The organism is Tahibacter amnicola (genome assembly GCF_025398735.1).
Lineage (GTDB): Bacteria > Pseudomonadota > Gammaproteobacteria > Xanthomonadales > Rhodanobacteraceae > Tahibacter > Tahibacter amnicola.
Genome location: NZ_CP104694.1, coordinates 3,785,306 through 3,806,308, shown reverse-complemented (window position 1 = coordinate 3,806,308; position 21,003 = coordinate 3,785,306). Strand labels below are relative to the sequence as shown.

21 protein-coding genes and 1 pseudogene are annotated in these 21,003 nt (G+C 65.0%); 9 read left to right on the top strand and 13 right to left on the bottom strand.

The genetic code is table 11. The features are described 5' to 3' along the window. Positions 1-25 precede the first annotated feature (25 nt). Genes N4264_RS15195 through N4264_RS15185 form a run of 3 tightly spaced genes read right to left on the bottom strand, consistent with a single transcriptional unit; the run spans position 26 to position 2,016 of the window. A complete protein-coding gene (locus tag N4264_RS15195; RefSeq protein ID WP_261693083.1) occupies positions 26-241 on the bottom strand; it encodes a hypothetical protein in 216 nt (71 codons plus the stop codon). An 8-nt stretch (positions 242-249) separates the two neighbouring features. Further along, positions 250-645 carry a four-helix bundle copper-binding protein gene (locus tag N4264_RS15190; protein WP_261693082.1) on the bottom strand — a complete coding sequence of 132 codons (396 nt, stop codon included), beginning with the start codon at positions 643-645 and terminating at the stop codon, positions 250-252. Between the two features lie 36 nt (positions 646-681). Further along, on the bottom strand, positions 682-2,016 hold the full coding sequence (locus N4264_RS15185; protein WP_261693081.1) for a hypothetical protein: 1,335 nt from the start codon (positions 2,014-2,016) through the stop codon (positions 682-684). A gap of 780 nt (positions 2,017-2,796) precedes the next feature. Between N4264_RS15185 and N4264_RS15180 the strand changes: the two genes are divergently transcribed. From N4264_RS15180 to N4264_RS15170, 3 genes are all read left to right on the top strand, one after another. Beyond that, positions 2,797-3,597: a zinc metalloprotease gene (locus tag N4264_RS15180; protein WP_261693080.1), complete on the top strand. Its 801-nt coding sequence runs from the start codon at positions 2,797-2,799 to the stop codon at positions 3,595-3,597. A 183-nt stretch (positions 3,598-3,780) separates the two neighbouring features. Beyond that, positions 3,781-4,047, top strand: a complete 267-nt coding sequence (locus tag N4264_RS15175) for a hypothetical protein (protein ID WP_261693079.1) — start codon at positions 3,781-3,783, stop codon at positions 4,045-4,047. A gap of 238 nt (positions 4,048-4,285) precedes the next feature. Further along, positions 4,286-4,633, top strand: a complete 348-nt coding sequence (locus N4264_RS15170; RefSeq protein ID WP_261693078.1) for a hypothetical protein — start codon at positions 4,286-4,288, stop codon at positions 4,631-4,633. A gap of 151 nt (positions 4,634-4,784) precedes the next feature. Here N4264_RS15170 and N4264_RS15165 read toward each other — a convergent pair whose 3' ends face one another. Next, positions 4,785-6,035: a type II restriction enzyme NmeDI-related protein gene (locus N4264_RS15165; RefSeq protein ID WP_261693077.1), complete on the bottom strand. Its 1,251-nt coding sequence runs from the start codon at positions 6,033-6,035 to the stop codon at positions 4,785-4,787. A gap of 461 nt (positions 6,036-6,496) precedes the next feature. Here N4264_RS15165 and N4264_RS15160 point away from each other — a divergent pair, with 461 nt between their 5' ends. From N4264_RS15160 to N4264_RS15150, 3 genes are read left to right on the top strand one after another with little or no spacing between them, the layout of a single operon-like run. Next, entirely contained in the window at positions 6,497-7,024 is a 528-nt protein-coding gene (locus N4264_RS15160) for a DUF305 domain-containing protein (RefSeq protein ID WP_261693076.1), read from the top strand. Further along, on the top strand, positions 7,021-8,403 hold the full coding sequence (locus tag N4264_RS15155; protein WP_425508276.1) for a PQQ-dependent sugar dehydrogenase: 1,383 nt from the start codon (positions 7,021-7,023) through the stop codon (positions 8,401-8,403). Before N4264_RS15160 ends, N4264_RS15155 begins: the two co-directional genes overlap by 4 nt. 19 nt (positions 8,404-8,422) lie before the next feature. Beyond that, the gene (locus tag N4264_RS15150; RefSeq protein ID WP_261693075.1) at positions 8,423-9,325 is read left to right on the top strand and encodes an NAD(P)/FAD-dependent oxidoreductase; all 903 of its coding nucleotides are present in this window, start codon (positions 8,423-8,425) and stop codon (positions 9,323-9,325) included. 87 nt (positions 9,326-9,412) lie between these two features. On the opposite strand, the gene N4264_RS15145 is transcribed toward N4264_RS15150, so the two are convergent. From N4264_RS15145 to N4264_RS15115, 7 genes are all read right to left on the bottom strand, one after another. Further along, the gene (locus tag N4264_RS15145) at positions 9,413-9,763 is read right to left on the bottom strand and encodes a four-helix bundle copper-binding protein (protein WP_261693074.1); all 351 of its coding nucleotides are present in this window, start codon (positions 9,761-9,763) and stop codon (positions 9,413-9,415) included. A 58-nt stretch (positions 9,764-9,821) separates the two neighbouring features. Continuing rightward, entirely contained in the window at positions 9,822-10,316 is a 495-nt protein-coding gene (locus N4264_RS15140; RefSeq protein ID WP_261693073.1) for a DUF411 domain-containing protein, read from the bottom strand. 133 nt (positions 10,317-10,449) lie between these two features. Then, positions 10,450-10,932 carry a DUF411 domain-containing protein gene (locus N4264_RS15135; protein WP_261693072.1) on the bottom strand — a complete coding sequence of 161 codons (483 nt, stop codon included), beginning with the start codon at positions 10,930-10,932 and terminating at the stop codon, positions 10,450-10,452. A 7-nt stretch (positions 10,933-10,939) separates the two neighbouring features. Further along, the gene (locus tag N4264_RS15130; RefSeq protein WP_261693071.1) at positions 10,940-11,947 is read right to left on the bottom strand and encodes a c-type cytochrome; all 1,008 of its coding nucleotides are present in this window, start codon (positions 11,945-11,947) and stop codon (positions 10,940-10,942) included. 3 nt (positions 11,948-11,950) lie between these two features. Beyond that, positions 11,951-13,348 carry a multicopper oxidase family protein gene (locus N4264_RS15125; RefSeq protein ID WP_261693070.1) on the bottom strand — a complete coding sequence of 466 codons (1,398 nt, stop codon included), beginning with the start codon at positions 13,346-13,348 and terminating at the stop codon, positions 11,951-11,953. Positions 13,349-13,377: 29 nt separating this feature from the next. Beyond that, positions 13,378-13,662 (bottom strand): hypothetical protein, encoded by a 285-nt coding sequence (locus N4264_RS15120; RefSeq protein ID WP_261693069.1) that lies wholly within the window; start codon positions 13,660-13,662, stop codon positions 13,378-13,380. Between the two features lie 32 nt (positions 13,663-13,694). Further along, on the bottom strand, positions 13,695-15,437 hold the full coding sequence (locus tag N4264_RS15115; protein ID WP_484600521.1) for a TolC family protein: 1,743 nt from the start codon (positions 15,435-15,437) through the stop codon (positions 13,695-13,697). A 76-nt stretch (positions 15,438-15,513) separates the two neighbouring features. Between N4264_RS15115 and N4264_RS15110 the strand changes: the two genes are divergently transcribed. After that, positions 15,514-15,795, top strand: a complete 282-nt coding sequence (locus N4264_RS15110; RefSeq protein WP_261697709.1) for a hypothetical protein — start codon at positions 15,514-15,516, stop codon at positions 15,793-15,795. 52 nt (positions 15,796-15,847) lie between these two features. Here N4264_RS15110 and N4264_RS15105 read toward each other — a convergent pair whose 3' ends face one another. After that, entirely contained in the window at positions 15,848-16,246 is a 399-nt protein-coding gene (locus N4264_RS15105) for a CopL family metal-binding regulatory protein (RefSeq protein ID WP_261693068.1), read from the bottom strand. Positions 16,247-16,509: 263 nt separating this feature from the next. On the opposite strand from N4264_RS15105, the gene N4264_RS15100 reads away from it, so the two are divergent. Together N4264_RS15100 and N4264_RS15095 are read left to right on the top strand one after the other, a co-directional pair. Continuing rightward, complete coding sequence (locus tag N4264_RS15100; RefSeq protein WP_261693067.1) at positions 16,510-16,914, top strand: heavy metal-responsive transcriptional regulator; 405 nt, start codon at positions 16,510-16,512, stop codon at positions 16,912-16,914. A gap of 173 nt (positions 16,915-17,087) precedes the next feature. Then, positions 17,088-19,191: pseudogene (locus N4264_RS15095) on the top strand (heavy metal translocating P-type ATPase). Between the two features lie 63 nt (positions 19,192-19,254). Here the strand turns inward: N4264_RS15095 and N4264_RS15090 are convergent. Beyond that, complete coding sequence (locus tag N4264_RS15090; RefSeq protein WP_261693066.1) at positions 19,255-20,661, bottom strand: PepSY-associated TM helix domain-containing protein; 1,407 nt, start codon at positions 20,659-20,661, stop codon at positions 19,255-19,257. Positions 20,662-21,003 lie beyond the last annotated feature (342 nt).

Below are 21,003 nucleotides of genomic sequence, written 5' to 3'. Positions count from 1 at the left end.
GCGTGCGCCAACCAGATCAGCGGCGTTACTCGCCGGCGCGTGCGTGCGCCAGGGCGTCGACCAAGCCACCGATGCCCAGCAGTGCCATCACCGTCGCATCGGCAAACCAGTGAGCCGTCGTGAAGCCCAGCCACGCGCCGGTGGTGGTCATCGCGCTGATCCAGGCGGCCAGCATGGCCAGAAAGCCGAGCGCGAGGGCGCCGCGACCGAGATTGGCGAACAGTCTCGCACGGGGTGTCATGGGCGTGCTCATGAGGCGTGGGCGGCCGTGCCGGTGCGCTGATCGCTCCCGCTGCGGCCGCTGCCGCTGGCCATCGTTTCACAGGCGTCCGCGCAGCGCTCACACGCCTGAACGCACTCGTCCATATCGCCCAGGCGTTTGCAGCTCTCGGCGCAGGCGCGGCAGATGTCGGCGCACACGACGCATTGCGCTGCGTGGAAAGCCGAGCCGTTGGCCATTAATGCGGCCGCGCTGCGGCATACCTCGGCGCAATCCATCATGAGCCGAAAATGCGTCGGCTCGACGTGTTCGCCGCCGAGCTCCAGGCAATGCGTCAGCGCCGTTTGCTGGCACGTGGTGAAGCAGGCCAGGCACTGCTGGATGCACTCGTTCATCGCACTGGACATGTGGGTTTGATGCGGCATGGGTTTCTCCTCAAGGGGAAGGGACAACGGCAATCGTCAGAGGCGCCACCGGGCAAACGCGAGCCATGCGTCTGGCTGACCGCCGTAGACGGGCTTCAGAGCCGCGGGAATCGCGTAGCGGCTGTACTGCAGGCCCAGACCAAAACGCCCCAGGCGCGTGGGCTGGAAATCGTGAATGGCGCCGAGCGTCGCCTTGTCGACAGTGAAAACCTCGCCCGCGAGCGGCTCGTCCTCACCAAAGAGCTCGTCCTTGTCCACGCGCTCCACGCGGCCGTACAGGGTGTGCATCTCATCGACCACGAGCGCGCTCTCGAGCAGGAAGGATTCGGTGGCGTGGCCGGGCAGCTTCTGGTTGCGACCCCAGGCGAGCGTCGTCTGCCACCGCGCACGCTCGAACGGACGGTTGTAGATGACCGACGCGGTCGTGCGGCGCATGTCCACGTCAGGCTCCAATTGCTCAGGACTCTTTAGGAGCCCGCGGCTGACCTGCAGCGCCCAGCGGTCGCTCGGATTGTAGGAAAGGCGACCGGACCAGGAGTCGAGCGCGCGCAACTCAATGTTGGTCCGGACCTGGTCGGGTTCGCGGGCATTGAATGCGGAACCTTCCACTTTGAAATCTTTCCACACCCAGCCGAGCGTGGCGACGCCGAAGGTGATGTGGGTGGCATCGAGCCAGTGGTGGCCGAGGGGCGCTTCGGGGTTGTCCATGCCGGAGAACCGGTGCATATAAGTCGGCGGGCCCAAGGCCGGCTCACCGGGCAACCCCAGGTACAAAAAGGCCGAACTGGACTCGCCCACCGGTTGGGAATAGCTGGCCGCCAATTCCATGAAAAGATCATGCGGATGCTGCCGATCGATCAGAGGCGTGCGACCGTCGGCGGTTTCGCCGGTTTGGAAAAGAAGCGGATAGCCGGTCTTGCCCACGCCCCAGGGGTCGAGCGACACCATGGCACGGACGCCCAGGGTGCCGGGACCGAGCGGGCGCATGCCCATCAGCATGCCCATGGTCTGGATCACCGTGTCGCGTTCGCCGCGTGGACCGGAATTGTCGGTCGCCACGAGATTGGCCGAACCGTGCGCCATCCACATCCACTCGCCCGTCATCCACGGTGCGCTGCCGCCCATCGGGGTTGTTTGCGGCTGCCAACTCGTGCCAGAGGCCTCGCGGCTCATGGCGTAAGGCCCTAACAGTCCACGCATCGGCTTAGCATCGTCGTGCTCGGCCATATCCGGCATCGCCGGCGTCGGTTCGGGCGCATGCGAAGGCGCGTGCTGCGCTTGGAGCGTTCCCGCGTTGAGCGCGAGCAGGCCGGTCAGAACTATGGGGGCCGCGCGCGAGCGGAGCCGGTGAGGCGGAGTAGGGTGCAGCATGGCGAAAGCGTCCGTGCCAGGGGAGATTCCAAGGCAGCACGCGCTGTGCCATGAAGCGCGTTGGCGAGTGGCTATCGTTCACCGGCGGCGGCAGGCGCGCAGTCCGCGTAACAATTTGGCCGCGTTTCAGTGGTTTGCCCGAGTGCGCTAGGCGCTTGAATTCATTGGACTTAGGAGTCAACTCCAAGCTTGTCGCTGGGGGCTCGTCGTGCAGCGTGCCGCATCCTTGCCGCGCGAGACCCGCAATCTGCACGACACTACCATGGGGGTACCGGTTGACCTCGCGCAGCCCCCGTGCACCGTCGAGGGTTTTACGCACAGAAGAGATCGGGCAGTTTGCCGCGTTCAGTGTGGCGACAGGTTTAGAGTTTGCTCCAGACTTCACCTGTGTACAAAGGAGCAGTGCGTCCTTGCCGCATGAATAGCGATCGATGCGGGGGGCGGTGCGGTCGCGCTAGCCCGTTGATTTCGCACCCAATGCCATCGCTGTGTCGATTATCGGATGCTGCTCGCACTGCCGGTCCGGGCATTGCGCGGCCGTGACACCACCGCATCCGCACGGCAGCGATACCCCCACTATTTGCAGCCGAAGTGACACCGTGTATTGCAGCGCAGAATGCTTTTTTGCGCGGCTGCGTAGCGTCCCTGCGCCTGTCGCTCCGGGAGGGGATCGACAGGCCCACGACAGGGGCGTGGTGCAGGGCACTCAGCTCTGGACATCCCGTTCGCCGCGCCGCGGCGATCGTGCGCTTATCGTCATTCTTCGGAGGGGTAGATCGTATGCGTCGTTCCTTACTTGCACTTTCCTTGGGCATGGGTTTCTCGATCATCGCCAGCACCGCGTCAGCCAGCCACGATTGGAACAACTATCATTGGGCTCGCACCACGTCCTCGTTCAATCTCGCCACCGTCGACAGCGTCACGTCGACCTGGCAGCCGATGTTCAACACCTCGGTGTCGCAATGGTCCTCGTCGACCAAGCTGAATCTCGTAGCCTCGCAGGGCACGGAGACGGCGAGCGCACGCAGCGCCTGCACGCCGATCGCCGGGAAGCTGCGCGTGTGCAACTACACCTACGGCCAGAATGGCTGGTCGGGGCTTGCTTCCATCAACCTGGATTCGCGGGGCCACATCTCGCAGGGCACCGCGAAGATGAATGACAGCTACAGCTTCACGAACAACGCGCGCTACCACGTCATGTGCCAGGAGATCGGCCACGTACTGGGTTTGGATCACACCAGCACGAACGGCACGTCGCAGAATACGTGCATGGACTATTCGCAATCGGCCAGCAGCACTGCGCCCAATGCGCATGATTATGCGGAGCTGACCAGTCTGTACGGTCACCTGGACAGTTACAGCAGCGCCAGTTCGAGCATGGCACTCAGTGCACAGGAGATCGCCCTGACGGACGGGCCGATGGGCCGCTTGGAAATGGTCGGCGGCGTGCCGCTGGGGCATCTGGTCAAGCGCGAGCGCTTCGCGGAAACGTATGTGGCGCCCGACGGTAAAGGCGGCTTGTGGATCCACCACATCACCCTCGCACCGGAAGCAGAAAACCTGGATCTGATCGAGGAATAAGCGCAGCTCGACCGCGGCGCCATGCCAGGAAGGCGCCGCGGTCTTTTCGCCAAGCACGGAGGAACGCGGATGCGATCGCTGTTGGGCATGATATGGCTCGGCTTGGCCGGGTGCGCGGTTGCGCAAACGGCGCCGCCAGCGACTTCCGCAACTTCGGCGGGGGCGGGTAAAAGTGGACCGGTTGTGACCTCGCGCGAACAATGCATAGCGCTCAAGGGCACCTGGCGCAAGGTCGGCGTGCAACAGCTCGAGGCCTGCGATGTCCCCACGCGCGACGGCGGTAAATCGTGTCAACGCAGTGCGCAGTGCGAAAGCCTGTGCGTCGCGAGCGCCGACGCCGATACGGCGGCGGCTGTCGAGGGCCACTGTTACGCTTCATTCCTGACCGTCGGTACTTGCCTGTCAGAGGTCGAAGACGGGCGCATCGTCCGCGCGCAGTGCGCAGACTGAGCTCGCAGTGGAGCTCGTCGGCTCCCCCGCGACGCGCGGCGCGTCACAGGCGTGAATGGCTCCGTGGCATGAATCAGACTGCCGAACACATCCGATCGTGCGCGCCGTCTGCGTGTCGCTCGATACTGAATTTGGATCTCAACTCCAACTTCCATCGTACACAACCCTATCGTGTGACAACCCGTACTTTCCGCGCTAGGCTGCCTGCGCCACGCGATTGTTCACAAGGGGACAGATCATGGGGATTAGGTATGCAGGTGCTGGGTGGGCGGTGTTGTTGCTGTCGATGAATGCGGCCAGCGCGCAAAATCACCGTCATTACGAATACTACGTGGACGTACAAAACGGATTGAACGAAACCGTCGCGGTGAGCTGCAGTGGCAAGACGCCGGTAATGTTGCGGCCCGGCGAGGTGCGGTCCATCAATGTGCATGGCGGCGAGTCCCTGCGTGTGCGCTGCGACGCGCGCGATCACCATGGTCAACCGCTGCTGCAGCAGGTGTTTGAGCTCGATCACCACGACAACCGCGCGGACTGGCAGCTGGGGCAAGGCCAGGACGATCACGGTCACGACGACGGCAACTAAGGGCAACTGGTCGGCCGCGGCATCGTGGCAATCGCGTCGGTATAGAACTGCGCCATGCCAAATTCCCGACACAGCTGAGGCAGGGCTTTGATGGCGCGCGCTTTGAAGTCGTCCAGGCGTTCATGTCGCGCTCCTCATTCAGATGACCGCTTTAGCGCAGCGCACGCGCAATTGCGAGTACGCCCTTCAAGCCCGACCCAAAGCGGCCGACGGCTTCGCGATGCGTCGTGAGCTCGCTGTAGGGCAAGAAATGCAAATTCAGGTCCGTCGCCCGGCTGAAGGCGGGGCGGGCGAACTGCGCGCGCACATCCGCCTCGCGCGCATCGGGCGCCACCAGAAAATACGCGCCGTCAGCGTGCTCGGGCACCCCGAGCGCGAGATCGAGCATGCGCACGATGCCCGAGTAAATGCTGGTGGAATGCTCGACCTCGAATGCCGCCGCGACGCGGCCGCTGTCGGCCTCCAGCCACAGCACGTCGATCAGGCCAAACGTGTCAGCGGCGGCGTGCGCGGCGAGGGCGGGCGGCAGCTGCGTCATGCAGCCAGTGCCCAATGGCGCGTCGGCATACACACGACCGCGATCGTTGCTCGCGATCCATACAGCGTATCCGAGGGCCTTGCCCAGATCGCGCAGCCAGGCCTGGATCTGCGTGTGCGTGTGATCGCCTTCGTGGGCGAGCGCGAGCGCCTTGCGACTGGCCGCACTCTCCTCGCGCACTCCCGCCAAGTCCTCCGCCCAGCGCGCGACAGCGGCCGTGTCGCCCGCGCGGGGCGGTGCCGGATAGCGGCCACTGCCGATGTCGAACAAGAAGCCCGCGACAGCGCCGAAGTCGTTCGAAAACTGCCCCCGGTACCGCGCCATGAGAGCGAGCATGCCGCGACGCATTGCCAGGTACTCGTCCCAGCGACCGAGCTTCACCCGCGCGCCCGCAACGGCGTTGTACCCATTGGCGATGGCCGTGTTGAACGGCGGCACGTGAGTGGGGTGCAGGAAGTACAACAGGTTCGCGGCCGCGGGGCCTAGCCCCTTGATGCGCCGGCGGTCCAACGCATGGATCGCTTCGAGGATCGCGCTATCGCCGCTGCAGCACAGGCACGTGTCGAGGAACTGCCCAAACGCGCGCTGATGCTCAGCGTCTTCGTAAATATCAGGAATGCGCAGCTTGGGCTTCCATAAAAATGCGTGATCGGCCCCCTTGAAAATTTGACGCTGCTCGGCTATCGAGCCGACGACGGTTTCTAGCGACGAGCCGCGGTACGCGCATCCAAACGTGCCGCTGGCGATCTCGGCTACCACGGCCTGCAGGCCGCGTCGAATCGCGCGGAAATTCTTGAGCCGCTCCTCCCACAGAAACCACGTGCGGTACGTCCCGCCCGCGTCTTCGCGCCAGCGTGCGATCAACGTCCGCAAGGCATCCGTGTCCGTGGCATCGGCGGGTATCTGCGTCGCAATCATCGTCAGGAGTCTTTAAGCGGAGGAGAAAGTGTAGCCAGGGTGCAGCCGTATGGCATACCTACCATCTCAGGGGCGCGACACCGTCAGCGCCCGGCAATGAAAATCGACTAGCGCGGCGCGTGACGCACTGTCGCAATTTGCCTCGTTCGCGTGCCCGACCGTGCAGCGTGCTTGACCCGTGCGCCGGTTCGAACCCTGGAGTTGAATCTAACATCCGGAATTTGAGCGGGTTTTCTGACGTGTGAATAACCTTGCGCGTGAGTCGCTTGCGCCCGATGAGCGCTCGCGACGTTCGTCAATGAACGTTGGCGTGTCGCACCAGTGCGGGCTTGGTATACGCCCTGCAATCGACCATCGATAACTGACCGCCGACACTGCCATCCCGATTCTCACGCAAGGAGCGTTTTATGAAAACCTCGCACACCGCGCATGCAGCGCCGCCGAAAGCAACCGCTCACGCCGAACACAGCACGCAAAATACGATGAGTCACTACCCCCGTTTTGCCGCGATGATCGCCGTGTCGTTCGTCGCCATGTTCGCGCTGATGTACGTCATGGTCGATCGCTTTGCGCACGTCTTGAGCAATCTCAATCAGGTCTACATGGCCGCGCTCATGGCCGGTGCGATGGTGCTCATCGAATTGGCCTTCATGTGGAAGATGTACCCGAACGCCAAGCTCAACGGCCTCTTTCTCGCCATTGCCGGGATCGTCGTGGGTGTCAGTTGGTTTGGTGTTCGCTACCAGTGGGGCATCGGCGATTCGCAGTTCCTGCGCTCGATGATTCCGCACCATGCCGGTGCGATCCTGATGTGCGAAGAAGCAACCCTTACGTCGACGGAGATTCGCAGCCTGTGCGGTGACATCCAACGCTCCCAGCGCGCCGAAATTCAGCAGATGCAAGCGCTGCTCGCCGCTGAGCGGCAACGGCAATGAGGCCGACATTCGCTGGTAAAAAAAGCGGCGTGTGCGGCGGGGATTCGCTGCCGGCCCCACTACGTTTGGCGTCTGCCGTGATCCTCGCCGCGGCAAGCTTGGCGGCGTGTGGCCGCGTGGCGCAACCGCTCTCGGAGTCCACGGGGGCGCATCCGAAGCTGCCGCCGCCGTCCCACTCCGTCATCCCGGTCATCGACATTGCGCCCGCCACCGGCTGGGCAGCAGACCAGACCCCCATCGCAGCGACCGGGCTGAGGGTGCGCGCGTACGCGCGAGATCTCGATCATCCGCGTTGGCTGCTCGTGCTTCCCAACGGCGATGTGCTCGTCGCGGAAAGCAATGCGCCGCCCGATTCGCGCGCCACCAAAGGCATCAAAGGTGCCGTTATGAAAGCCGTAATGAGGCGCGCGGGCGCGGGCGTGCCCAGCCCCAATCGCATCACGCTGCTGCGCGATGCCGACGGCGACGGCGTGGCCGAGCAGCGTCACGCCTTCGCCCGTGGCCTGAACTCGCCGTTCGGGATGGCGCTCATTGACCAGACGTTGTACATCGCCAACGCGGATGCACTGGTCCGTGTGCCCTACCACGACGGCGACGTTACCGCCGTCAGCGCCGCGGAAATGGTTGTGCCGCTGCCCCACGGGCCTGGCCCGCTCAACCACCATTGGACCAAGAGTTTGGTGGCCAGCGCCGACGGAAAGCGTCTTTACGTGGGTGTCGGTTCCAATAGTAACGTCGCCGAAGGCGGAATGGACAAGGAGGTGAATCGCGCGGCGGTGCTGCAGATCGATCCTGAGCAGCGCAACGTGCGGATATTTGCCAGCGGGTTGCGCAATCCCGTAGGACTGGACTTTGAGCCGGTCACCGGGGACTTGTGGACTGTGGTCAACGAGCGCGATGAACTGGGCAACGATCTGGTTCCTGACTATTTGACGCACGTGGTGGAAAACGCCTTCTACGGCTGGCCGTACAGCTATTTTGGCGACCACGTCGATGCACGCGTCGAACCGCAACGCCCGGATCTCGTCGCCAGCGCCCGCGTCCCCGATTACGCGTTGGGCGCCCATACCGCCTCGCTGGGACTTGCGTTCGCCACGGCGCACACATTGCCAGCGCGCTACCACGCCGGCGCCTTCATCGGACAGCACGGCTCCTGGAACCGTAGACCGCCGGTCGGCTATCGCGTCATTTTCGTGCCTTTTGCCAACGGCCGCCCGAGCGGCTCGCCCACGGTTGTCCTGGACGGATTTCTCGATGCCCAAGGCAACGCGCGGGGGCGTCCGGCCGGCGTACACCTAGCCCGCGATGGTGCCCTGCTGGTGGCTGACGACGTCGGCAACGTGATCTGGCGGGTCGACACCGATCCGGCCGCCCCATGAGGCACGCAGGGAGGGTGCGATGCTCGATTGCCTGATCGTAGGCGGCGGCCCGGCAGGTCTCACAGCGGCGCTGTATTTAGCGCGGTTTGGGCGCTCGTGCACGGTCATCGATGCGAACGCCAGCCGTGCTGCACAGATCCCCGTGTCGCACAATCTGCCGGGGTTTCCTGAGGGCATCGGTGGGGAAGCCCTTCTGCTGCGATTGCGCCGTCAGGTCGCCAACGTCAGTGTACCGATCGAGCATGCCACGGTGGACGCGCTGCGTAGTGATGCGGGCAGTTTTGTCGCAACCCTCGGTGAAGAACATCGACACGCGAGGACGGTGCTCCTTGCGACCGGCGTGGTCGATCAACTGCCGCCCGGCGCGCCGCCGGCCCAGTGGCATGCGATGACGCTCGACGGTCTGGTGCGCTGGTGTCCGATTTGCGATGCCTACGAAGTCCGCGATCGGCGCGTGGGCCTTATCGCACCGGCGACGACGGCACTGGGTCATGCGGGATTTCTGCGCACCTACACACGCGACCTGACCTTGATTCTGACGCCAGACGGCGGTGAATTGTCCGACCAGGACCGCGGTCGGCTGCGTACTCTGGACGTGCTGATTATCGACCAGCCCATCACCTTCGTCCGCGACACGCCCTGCGCCGTTCTGGTGCAGTTCGCCGATGGCTCGGTGGCCGATTTCGATACGGTCTACCCGCTCGTGGGCTGTGCGGCCCGTTCACACCTGGCCACTGCGTTGGGCGCTCAATGCGACGAGCAGGGCGAGCTCTTCGTGGACGCCCACCAGGGTACGTCCGTCCCCGGGCTTTACGCCGCTGGGGATCTTGTCAAGGCCTTGAACCAGATGACCGTGGGAATGGCTCACGCCGCTGTTGCGGCGACCGCGATCCATCGTCGGCTGGGCAACAATCCGCGGTGATCGGCGTGGTCCTGCATGGCACACGGCGCGGTGTGTCGGTCGGGCCGCCGGTCTGTCCACTGTGTGAACTCGATCCACTCATCAGTGCTAGGCCTGGGCGGCTTCGCGCGAGCGCACCATGCAGAGTCGGCAGTCGCGGGCGCAGTCGCTCAAGTCGCCGCGTGCGTCGCAGGCGCTTGCGCAGACCTCGCACACGTGCGCGCACGCGTCGCACAACACGATCGCTTCGCGACTGCCGATCCGAAGGTACTTCGCGGTCACTTTGCACAGTTCCGCCGTGACGATCAGGAGCTGACGCAGCTCGTCGTCGAGCCAAGCCTCGCTGACGCCGCGATAGGGCAAGAGACCCGCGCTCATGCAGGTGCTGTAACACCGCAGGCAGGCTTCTACAGCACGGGCCGTGGCGGACTCCGGCGAGGGGTTCAGGAAACGGAGCATGGTGCCTCGGGCGGGCTCCGAGTCCCTACGACGACTCGCGGTGCGGAAGGAAGGCGCATCACGGCAGCGAAGGACCGGCCGGGTGGTGGGCATACACCGTGGCCTCACCGCGCAGCGGCAGAGTCCACACGTCGTACGCTTCGGAAACGGCACCTTCCATGCCGGCCGATCCAGCTGGCATGCCCGGTACGGCCAAGCCGCGCAGGGCAGGGCGTTCTTGCAGCCAGCGCCGTATGTCCTGCGGCGGCACATGGCCCTCAATCACGTAGCCCTCGCGCGTCAGCGCCGTATGGCAACTGGCCTTGGACTCCGGAATACCCAGGCGAAGCCGCAAGGCGCCCAAGTGCGGTTCTTCCTGTACCGCGACGCGAAACCCCGCCTCGCGCAAGCGCGCTACCCACGCCAGACAACATAAGCAGCCCGGCCGCCGGAACACCGTGATCTCGCTCTGCGCCGGCAGACCGCGCGCCAGCACGAGGAAGGCAGCCAGGACCGACAGCATGGCCGCACCGACCCCCGCGAGCGCGGGGAGGGAGAGGGGACGACGCTTCACGGGAGATAGTCGCGTCATCGCGCTCGAGCGTGGGTCGGTGCGGCGCCTCATCGACGAATGCCACCGGATCGTGGGGAGCGAACCCTGGCCAACGTCGAAGCCATGGACAACACGGTGGGAACTGGCGGCCGTGTCATTGACCGTGTCGCGCGAAGTCGCTGACGTTGCCGTCACCGTCAATCTGGTGCACGGTGTAGGGCGCGACCCGGCCATCCGGGAGCTCCATGCCGGGCGAGCCGGCCGGCATGCCCGGTACAGCGAGCCCTTGGATCGCGGGCCGCTGTGTCAGTAGACGCCGGATGTCGGCCGCGGGCACATGGCCTTCCACGAAATACCCGCCGACTTCGGCGGTGTGGCACGACGCCATCGGCGCCGGCACGCCCAGGCGACGTTTGCTCAGCGCGACATCGGCTTCATCGCGCACCTCGACCGTGAAGCCGTTCGCCCGCAGGTGCTCCACCCACTGCGTGCAGCACCCGCAGGATGGGCTCTTGTGCACCAGCACGTGATCGCTGGCGGCGACCGTGACTGTCGCCGTGGATTGCGCCGACACAGGATCGGCGAGGGGAATCAGGAGCAGGCCCAGCGAGCCTACCCATCGCAGCAGAGGATTCATTGCAACCTCACGAAGTCTTGTTGGGTCGGGACGACCAATGGATGTGCACAATGCGCCAGCCCTGCGGCGTCTTCTTGAGCACCATGGTTTCGGTGCTGATGAGATCGACGGGCTTGTTCTTCACCGACGCCGTGATGCGCGATTCGCTGCCGACCCACGCCAGATCGCCGACCGCATCGCCGGTGCGTGACTGAAGCGCCAGCGTCGCCGTCTTCAAGAAGGCCGCGTCGCTGGCGAGGTGGTGCGAGGCGTATTCGGCTTTGGAGCGCTCGATGCCGCCGCTCTCGAAGATCTTGACCTCGGGATCGAGAAGCGTGGCGGCCGTCGCGGTGTCGCCGGTCGACAAGGCTTTCTGGAACTGATCCACCACGGCCGTGGGCTCGTTCGCGCCTTTCGCACCGTCCGATGATGCCGGTGCGGTGGCGCCCGCTGCCGGCGCCGCAGCACCCATGTCCATGCCCTCGTGATCCATCGGCTGACCACCCTCGCGGGCGGTCAGAATCTGGTACTGATCTGCCGTCAGCGTCGGCAGCTTCTGCAGGAACGCCACCATGGCCCAGATGCGTGCGTCATCGTGCGTGGGGCCCCAGGCGGGCATAGCCGACGCCTTGATGCCATGCTTGATGATCCAGAACTGCCGCGCCGCTGCGCCTTCGGCGAGATCTTTCGTCAACGGAGCCTGCTGAGAGGCAGGCTTGGACAGATTCGGCGGCTTCGGATAAAGCCCTTGGGCCATGTCGGACGTGGTCTTGCCCGGCTTCAAATGGCACGTCGCGCACATGTCGTTATAGTCCGCTCCGCCCGCCAGGAGCATGTCCGGATCGTCCAGCGCAGGCACCTTCAGATCGGCGCTGGCGCGGGCGATCGAGCGTTCCCGCAGCGTTTCCAGACCCCAGTACGTCAGCGCGTTGTGCGGCGTGTCGGCGCCGATGGGATACAGCCCCGAGTATAAAAATCCCAGTGCGCCCAATCCGCCAACGAGTGCCAGAACGAGGATCACTTTGAGCGTTTTCATGCGCTACCCTCCCGTAGGTTTTCCGTGTTGTGAGTGATCCATCGCCGGCATCTCATCGGATGCTGGGGCCGGTCGTGTAGCCCGCGCGGGGCCGTACGGGGTGCGCCGATGGGGCTGACCGAAATCGGCATCGCTGCTCACGCGGCGTGCGATCCGGTCCTTCGGATAGCGGTACGGACCCGGATCGCGAAAATCCCCGGCCGCCAGCTCGTCGCGGACCTTGACCACGGTGAACATGCCGCCCATTTCGATCGGCCCGAACTGGCCTTGGCCGGCCATCATCGGCAGCGTGTTCTCGGGGCCTGTCAGGCCCATCGCGACGTGCTCGGAATGCTCCGACATGCCGTTTTCACCCATGGCCATGTAGCCGGGCAGCAACTGCCGAATCTGGGCTTCCACGCCGCGCTGATTGACACCGGTCGGATTCGGGATGCCGTGGCCCATCGGTCCCATCGTGTGATGCGCCATGTGGCAGTGCAGCGCCCAGTCGCCGGGCTCAGTCGCCACGAACTCGAAATCGCGCATCTGTCCGACGCCGATGATCTCGGTGACCTCGCGTCGCCACTGCGATCGCGGCCATCGGCCGGCGTCTGAGCCGGTCACCCAGAACGGATTGCTGTGCAGGTGGATGGGATGGTTCCACATGGATAAATTGCCAATTCGGATGCGCAGCCGCTCGCCCGTGCGCATCACCAACGGTTCGATCGCGGGGAACACCTTCGAGTTGAAGGTCCACAAATCGAAATCCTGCATGATGCTGGGATCGGGGCGATACGTGCCTGGGTGCAGCGCCCAGTTGTGCAGCAGGAATGCATAGTCGCGGTCGATCGGCTCTTCTTCACCGGCTCGCGGATGGATGATGAACAAGCCCATCATGCCGAAGGCCATCTGGGTCATCTCATCGGCGTGCGGGTGGTACATGTGCGTACCGTGCTGCTTGAGCGTGTACTCGTAGACGAAGGTCTCGCCGGGCAGGATGTGCGGCTGATTGAGACCGGCCACGCCATCGAACCCGTTGGGCAGATCAATGCCGTGCCAATGCACCGAGGTCGGCTCCTTCAGCCGATTCGTCACGAACAACCGCACTCGATCGCCTTCGACCGCTTCGATCGTTGGCCCCGGCGTCGTGCCGTTGTAGCCCCAACAGATTGCGCGCGAGCCCGGCGCGAACTCGTGCTCGATCTCCTCGGCCACCAGGTGGAATTCCTTGACGCCGTCATTCATGCGGAACGGCAGTGTCCACCCGTTGAGGGTACGCACGGGCCGGTAGCCCACCGCCGCACGCGGTGGCGGGGTGGCATCGCTGGGATCCGGTGCGGCCGCCGGCGTATGGCCGGCGGCGTGCTGTGCCCGGGCAGGCGTCACCGCGCCGGCCAACAGGCCCGCGCCGCCGACCCCCATCCATTGCAACAGGTCGCGTCGTGAGGTCATCAGTGCCCCCCGTGATCGTCGCTCGACGTCGGCGCGTTCTTGTCGTCTTTTTTCGGGTCTTTCGCTGCGTCCTTGGCCGGTGCGTGATCGTGCGCAGCGCCGGCAGCATCGGCCTTGGCGCACTTGGCCATCATGGCCTTCATGACCGGATCGTTCGGGTCCATTTTGGACATGTCCATGGTTTTCAACTTGGCGCAGTCGGGCTTGGCCTGCGCGGCAGCCGCCTCTTTTTCGTGCTCTTTGGGGTCGTGCGCCGACACGTTCAGCGCAATCGTCAGGCTCATCAGGGCAAGCGCAAGACGCAGGGAAGAGGTATTCATGCGTGATCTCCGAAGAAAGCTACGGTGGGTGAAACGCTCACGGCACCGGACGGCGCCGTGCGCCCGATCGTTCGGGCGGGGAAAGGAGTATCGAGTGACGATGACGTGCGCCTATCGCCCTGGCGCACCGGTGGGGAGGTGGGAGTGGAATCGTCCTTGCCGTGGTCCATACCGGGCATGCCGGCCTCGTCTTTCGGACGTTCCGTCGCCGGCGGCGACGTTGGCTTCTTCGCGGCGTTCGGTCCGCGCGAGCCCTTCGTGGGCTGGGTATCCTGAGGTGGAGGCGCTGCCGCCTTCATGGACATGTCGTGACCGGCGTGATCCATGCCCTGCATGCCGTCGTCGCGGGCGGGACTCTGCGGCGACGGCGTGGTGGCCGGCTTCATCGACGACATGTCATGACCGCCATGGTCCATGCCCTGCATGCCGTCGTCGCGGGCGGGGCTCTGCGGCGAGGGCGTGGCGGCCGGCTTCATCGACGACATGTCATGACCGCTATGGTCCATGCCCTGCATGCCCTCGTCGCGGGCGGGGCTCTGCGGCGACGGCGTGGCAGCCGGCTTCATCCCCGGCATTGCTGCGCCATGGTCGCCATGACCGCTGTGACCCGCGCCGGTCGGCGCGGGAGGGGTCAAAATGGCTTCAACCCCGATCGTGCGCGCGTTGACTGTCGCGGCGCTCGGAAGTCGTGTCCCGATCGCGCGACCCAGTTCCACCCGCGCCACCCAGTAGTCACGTACGGCTTCAAGGTAGCCCTGATAGGCGTCGTATTCCTGCTGCTTGGCCAGCAACAGTTCGAACGCGCCAATCAGCATGTAGTTGAGCCGTTCAACCTGGCGCGCCACGACCGCTTCGCGCTGCGGAACGAGCGCGGTCCGGTACTGCTCGACGATCCCGCGCTGCGCATTGACTCGTTCAATCCCCAGCCGGACGTCGTTGTCGATTTCCAATTCCCGCAGTGCCAGCGCGCTCTTGGCCACCTCCCACTGCGCCTGCGCACGCGCGATCGCTGCTTGGCCCTGGTTGAAGAGCGGTAGCGCCAACGACAACGTCGGACCGGTCAGCTTCGACCCGTCCGTTTCCTTCTCACGCTCTACGCCGATATCGACCGCTCCTAAAAGACGCCAGCGCCGCGCCACGCCCAGTGCGCTGCCGAGCAACTCGACCTCACGCCGCGCGGCGGCCAGATCGAGCCGCTGCTCACGGGCCAGGGACTGCAGCGTTTCCAGTCCGTCCTCGGTCGGCACGGGGGCCGCGAGCGGCACGTCCATCTGCCACTGCGCGGCTTGCGCGCCGGACAGGCCCATTTGCGTATTGAGCGCCAGGCGCTCGCGTGTCGCGTTCGCCCGCGCCGAGAGCGCGGCAATGCGCGCTTGACTCGCCGCGGCCTGCTCGAGCTTGAGCTCCAGCGCGCTGATGTTGCCCGCGTCGAAGAAGCGCAGGGCGAGTTCCGCGGAAGTCGCGGCGGCCGTGGCGACAGCTTCGCGCATGAGCGCCACCTGTTCGGCGCCGGCGGCCTCGTACCACTGTACTTCCACATCCGCGGCAAGATTCACGAGATCGGCCGCAATCGTCTGTTGGGCGCGCTCGTACTCGCCCGCCGCCAGGCGACGCCGGGCGGGAAGCAGCAACAAATCGGCAAGCGGCGCCGTGAGTCCGGTGGCGATCTTTGACGGGCCGCCGTCCTTGAGCGCGGAACCGCTGAAGGTTGGATTGCCAATACGGCTGGCCTCGACCACGTCCGCTTGTGCCAAGCCCAATCGCGCGTACTCCGCTGCCATACGTGGATTGCGCAGCTGGGCAACTTGAAACGCCGTGGCCGGCGTGATTTTCGTGGCGGTCAGTTCGGCCACACGCGCATCGATTGCCACCGTGCCTTCGGGGTTGGTGCGCCATTGCACCGCGCTGGGTACGCGTTCGTTCAACAGCGTTTGGACGCGATCGGCGCCCTCCCGTCGCGACACCCCGACGCAACCTGCAAGGATCGTCAACGCGGCCGCCAGCGGCAGCCGCAACATCGTTCGTTCCATCATCTCGACTCGTTGGCAGGCACGCGTCGCGACACCGGGCGGTCTCGCGCACATGCGAAAAGAGTGACGGTGCGACACCCGCACCGCATCGGCAGCCCGATCGGGCTGCTAGCCAACGCTTAGGCGATCGGAGGTCGCAAGGGCACCGTGTACCGCGAGGCGGTCAGATGCGGGCGGGAGAAGTCGCGGCCTTTCGTCGCGCGCTGCGGACGCACATTCACGCCCATGGCGGGCGCGGTGCTGGCAGACAACAGGCAACCGCAGGCACATTGGCCATGGGTGCAGCACGAAGGAGTGCTGTGCTTGGAAGGAGGGGCTTTTCCACCGTGCTGTGCATGGTCGGACATGTCGTCCGTGGCCATGTCCGATACCGCTGCGTCGCCGTGGCACGGGGCGTCGGCGACCACCGCACTGGCTTTCTCCGACGCGACGTGGTGCTGTGCCATCGCCACGGGCATGAGAAACCCGTTCAGGCACAACACGATCGCGAGAAGAATAGTGGTGGCGGTGCGAAGCACGCGCCCTCCGCAGACGACGAGGACGGCGCATAGACTGCGCGCCGGTGCCAGAAGTTTCAAGTAGCCCTTAGCGCTCCGTACGGCACCACCGACAGCGTTTATGCGCACCGCGTCTGGCTTTTTATCCGTCCGGTGTACGGCGCACGTTGCGCCCGCCCATAAATGGAAGCACCGAGCCTCTCCGGCCGGGGCTTGACTCTGGACCAGGGTCCAGACTGCACACTGTCTCTTCACGCGATCGATGCTTCACCGGAGGCGCAATCATGACGAGCTTTACCATTGGCGAATTGGCCAAACGTGCCGGGGTCGCCATCGACACCGTCCGGTATTACGAGCGCGGCCAACTACTCGCGCCCGCACAGCGCTCGGCCTCGGGCTATCGGCACTACACCCAGACCGAACTCAAACGCCTGCATTTCATCCGGCGCGCAAAATCCTTGGGTTTTTCGCTCGAGGACATTCGGACGCTGCTTGCCTTGAGCGATAACGCCGATATCGCCCAGGTCAAACGTGCCGCCATCGACAAACTCGCGGACGTCGATCAGCGCATCACTGAACTGACCCGCATCCGCACCGGACTGCAAACCCTCATTACGGCGTGCCCCGGCCACGGCCGAGCGGAAGCCTGCCCGATACTCAACGCCTTGTCGCAGGAGGATCTGCCATGACCGCACCTTCCCATAAATCCCCATGCTGCCACGCGCCCCCCTCGTCATCGTCCCCGAACTCTGCAGGGGGCCACGCCGCGGCGACGCCCGCCGTCGGCCACGGCGCTCATGATCCGGCCCACGGCCCAACGCCGGGCGCCCCGCGTGAAGCTGAGCGCGATCCGGCCTGCGGTATGACGGTCGACGCGAACTCGCCGCACCATGCGCACCACGCCGGCCATGATTATCACTTTTGTTCGGCGGGTTGCCGTACCAAATTCGTAGCCGATCCGGCGCGCTATCTGTCGACCGAAGCCCCCGTCGCTGCGATCCCCGCAGCGCCGGGCATGACCTACACCTGTCCGATGCACCCGCAAATTGTTCAGGAAGGCCCCGGGGCTTGCCCGATCTGCGGCATGGCACTCGAACCGGTCATGCCGAGCGAGGACGACGGCGAGCTGCCGGAACTCACCGACTTCCGACGGCGCTTTACATGGTCATTGCCGCTGACGCTCGTCGTATTGGGGCTGGCGATGCTTGGCCACCGTCTGACGGGGTTGTCGACCGAGCTGCGCACGGGCCTGGAGCTGGTGCTGGCCACACCGGTCGTATTGTGGGCCGGCTGGCCCTTCTTTGAGCGGTGTATCGCCTCGCTGCGCCATCGCAGCCCGAACATGTGGACCCTGATCGGCATCGGTGTAGCCGCCGCGTACGGCTACAGTGTCGTGGCCACGCTTGCGCCCGGGCTCTTTCCTAATTCCTTTCAGGAGCACGGGCGGGTCGGTGTTTATTTCGAGGCTGCCGCGGTCATCGTGTGGCTGACCCAGGCGACCGCCTGCGCGTGCGGCCCGGAGAAAAATTCCGGTCGACGGCACAGTGCTCGACGGCCGCTCAAGCGTGGATGAGTCGATGTTGACGGGCGAGTCGCTGCCGATCGAAAAATTGCCCGACGCGCGGGTCATCGGCGCGACCCTCAACGGTACCGGCAGTTTGGTCATTCGTGCCGATCAGGTCGGGTCGGCGACCGTACTCGCGCAGATCGTGCAGCTCGTCGCTCAAGCGCAGCGATCACGCGCGCCGATGCAGCGCATGGCCGACACCGTCGCCTATTGGTTCGTATTGGCCGTGCTGGCCGCGGCGATCGCAACTCTCCTCGGCTGGGGTTTCTTCGGCCCGGAACCCTCATGGACCTACGCCGTCTTGAATGCCGTCTCGGTGCTCATCATCGCGTGTCCGTGTGCGCTCGGGCTCGCCACACCAATGTCGATCATGGTTGCCACCGGACGCGCCGCGCATGCAGGCGTGCTGTTTCGCGACGCGGAAGCAATTGAGCGCCTGCGCACCATCGACACGCTCGTCGTCGATAAGACCGGGACGCTGACTGAAGGGCGCCCGGCATTTCGCGATGTGCTGATCGCGCCTGGCTACACCGAGCAGCAAGTCGTGCAGTTCGCTGCGAGTTTGGAGCAGGGGAGTGAGCACCCGCTTGCCGCTGCGATATTGGCAGAAGCTAAGCAGCGTTCGCTCGCTCTGTCGATGGCTGCCGACTTTTCTTCGATCACGGGTCAGGGTGTGGTGGGACGCGTGGACGATCGTCCGCTAGCTTTGGGCAACGCCGCACTGATGAGGAGCGTGGGTGCTGACGTTGCCCCGTTGGCCGAGCGGGCCGACGCACTGCGTGCGTCCGGCGCGACCGTCATGTTCCTCGCGGTCGACCGCGAGCTCGCCGGTGCCGTCGCCGTCGCGGACCCCATCAAGGCGTCTACTCCCGCGGCGTTGACGGCGTTACGCGCCGCAGGGCTCCGCCTCGTTATGGCGTCGGGCGACGCGATGGCCACGGCGCAGGCCGTGGCCGAGACCTTGGCGATCGACGAGGTCCACGGCGAGGTCAAGCCGGCCGACAAGGTCGCGCTGGTCGAACGCCTGAAAGCGCAAGGCCGCCGCGTGGCGATGGCCGGCGATGGCGTGAATGATGCCCCAGCACTCGCCGCGGCGGACGTCGGCATCGCGATGGGCACCGGCACCGACGTGGCCATGTCCAGTGCCGCTATCACGCTCGTTAAGGGCGATCTCGGACGCATCCTGGCGGCGAGAGCCATTTCCGACGAGACGGTGCGCAATATGAAACAGAATTTGGGGTTTGCGTTTCTGTACAACGCGCTCGGCGTGCCGGTCGCGGCGGGCGTGCTCTATCCGGTGTTTGGCTGGCTCTTGAGTCCGATGATTGCGGCGTTGGCGATGAGCCTGAGTTCGGTCTCCGTCGTCACCAACGCGCTGCGGTTGGGCAGAATCCGCTGACCGCACCACCGGGGGCGCAGGCCGTTCGCGAATGTAGGTGTGGCAGCCGGAGGGCAGGGCGTACTAGCCCATGGCCGGTCGACGTGTGGCGGCGCGCCAGCGCCGCCACACCAGGAGCACGCCGGACACCGACAGGCATACGCCGCCGAACGCCGTCAGGATCAGGAGCGGATGGTTGAAATCCTCGCGCTGGCGGTAGTCCATGATGTGCAGCATCCAGGCGATATCGAACAGGCGCCACACCCGGTTGCGTCGCTCGACGATGTCACCGGTCTGCGCGGCGACGTAGATTGTCGTCTCTAGATCGTCAGCGATCCGAAGCCGCCAAAATGCGCCTTGATGATCGCGTGTTTCCTCATTTGCCGCGGCCAACCACTCCGGGGCTTCCAGGCGGCCAGGGCCGCCATAGTCAGCCGCGACGACGGCGTATGCGACCGCCGGGGTCACCGGCTGCGGCTCGCCGGTGCGCGCGTTGTAGCGGTAGACGCCACTCGGAGTGGTCACCAAGTAGACAGGACCATCCAGCGCGTTGCGGAAAGCCACGCTGTGCGCTTGGCCGGCATGGTGTGCGGCGATCGCAGACGGCGCCTGCAAGGTGGAATAGTCGATTGCTTGGCCGGCGGTCGGCGGACGCACGTAGGTGTGGCCCTCCACGGCCATATGATCCAGCAAGCTCATCGTTAGCCCACTGGCCACCCAGACGAGCACCTGCACCCCGATGACCCACGCGGCGGCTCGGTGAAGGCGGGCAGGCCATGGCCGGCGAGGCGAACGCACCGACCGAACCGGCACCGGTCGACGTCGCGACACCGCCAGCAGCACCGCGCCGGTCACCACGAAGGCAAGGGCCACGCCGGCGGCGACGCGCAGAAGCGCATTGTTGACGTTGCTTCTGGTTGCATAATCCATAATGTGCAACATCCACAACGTGTCGAATATGCGCCAGCCGGCAAAACGCTTCGCCAGAAGTTCGCCGGTGTACGGGGAGTAGTACAACGTAGGCGCTGAAGCGCCCTCAAAGGTCACGCGCCACAGTGGCGCAGGACGGCTGCTGACCTCACCGGGCGCTTCCTTCAGCCAATCGATCGACCGAATCGCCCGGGCTTGCGCAAATCGCGTACGTGCCAGCGTTCGCACCTCATTGGCATCCAACGGGGCGCGCGGGACACCCGAGGCGGCATCGACCAATACGATGGATCCGGGTCGGTGCACTTCGTAGACCGGTTTGCCGAGCAGAGTCTTCAGCGTAAAGCGTTCGCTGTCGGGAAATTGACGCTGAAGTTCCGCCGGCGCGGCCACCGGCGAGAGCGGCAACTCCCTAGGCTCCGCCTTAACCCAGTGGTCGCCATGGACCCAGTCGATGGGCGCCGCACTCATGTATAGACCCGAGAGCATCCACAGCAGAACTTGTACACCCACCAGCCAAGCCAGCCGGGTGTGCCACGATCGCACGACACGTTGAGAGAGCACAGCGTTCCTTTGGGAGCGGCGTTATCGCACAGAGAGATCGGAGCCCCGCTGCGAATAGTAGCGCCCGTGTTCTAGGAGATGCGGCAATCGCTGCAGGCCCAGGACGCCGAGCTTGAGCAGATCCAAGCCGCGATTCGCGCCAGCCCACGCGTCTTGTTGCCGCCAAAGCCTCGCTTGCCGGCAGCCCGTTCGTACTACGGCCGATGATTTTTTGCGGCGCTTTTGAGCCTGACGCGGGATAAGACAACATTATCCTGTGTTAGAAATCCGTCCAATCCTGCTGAACTTGTCGCCTTGAGTGTTACGTAATTACGTGGTATGTAATTCAGTACGAAATACACC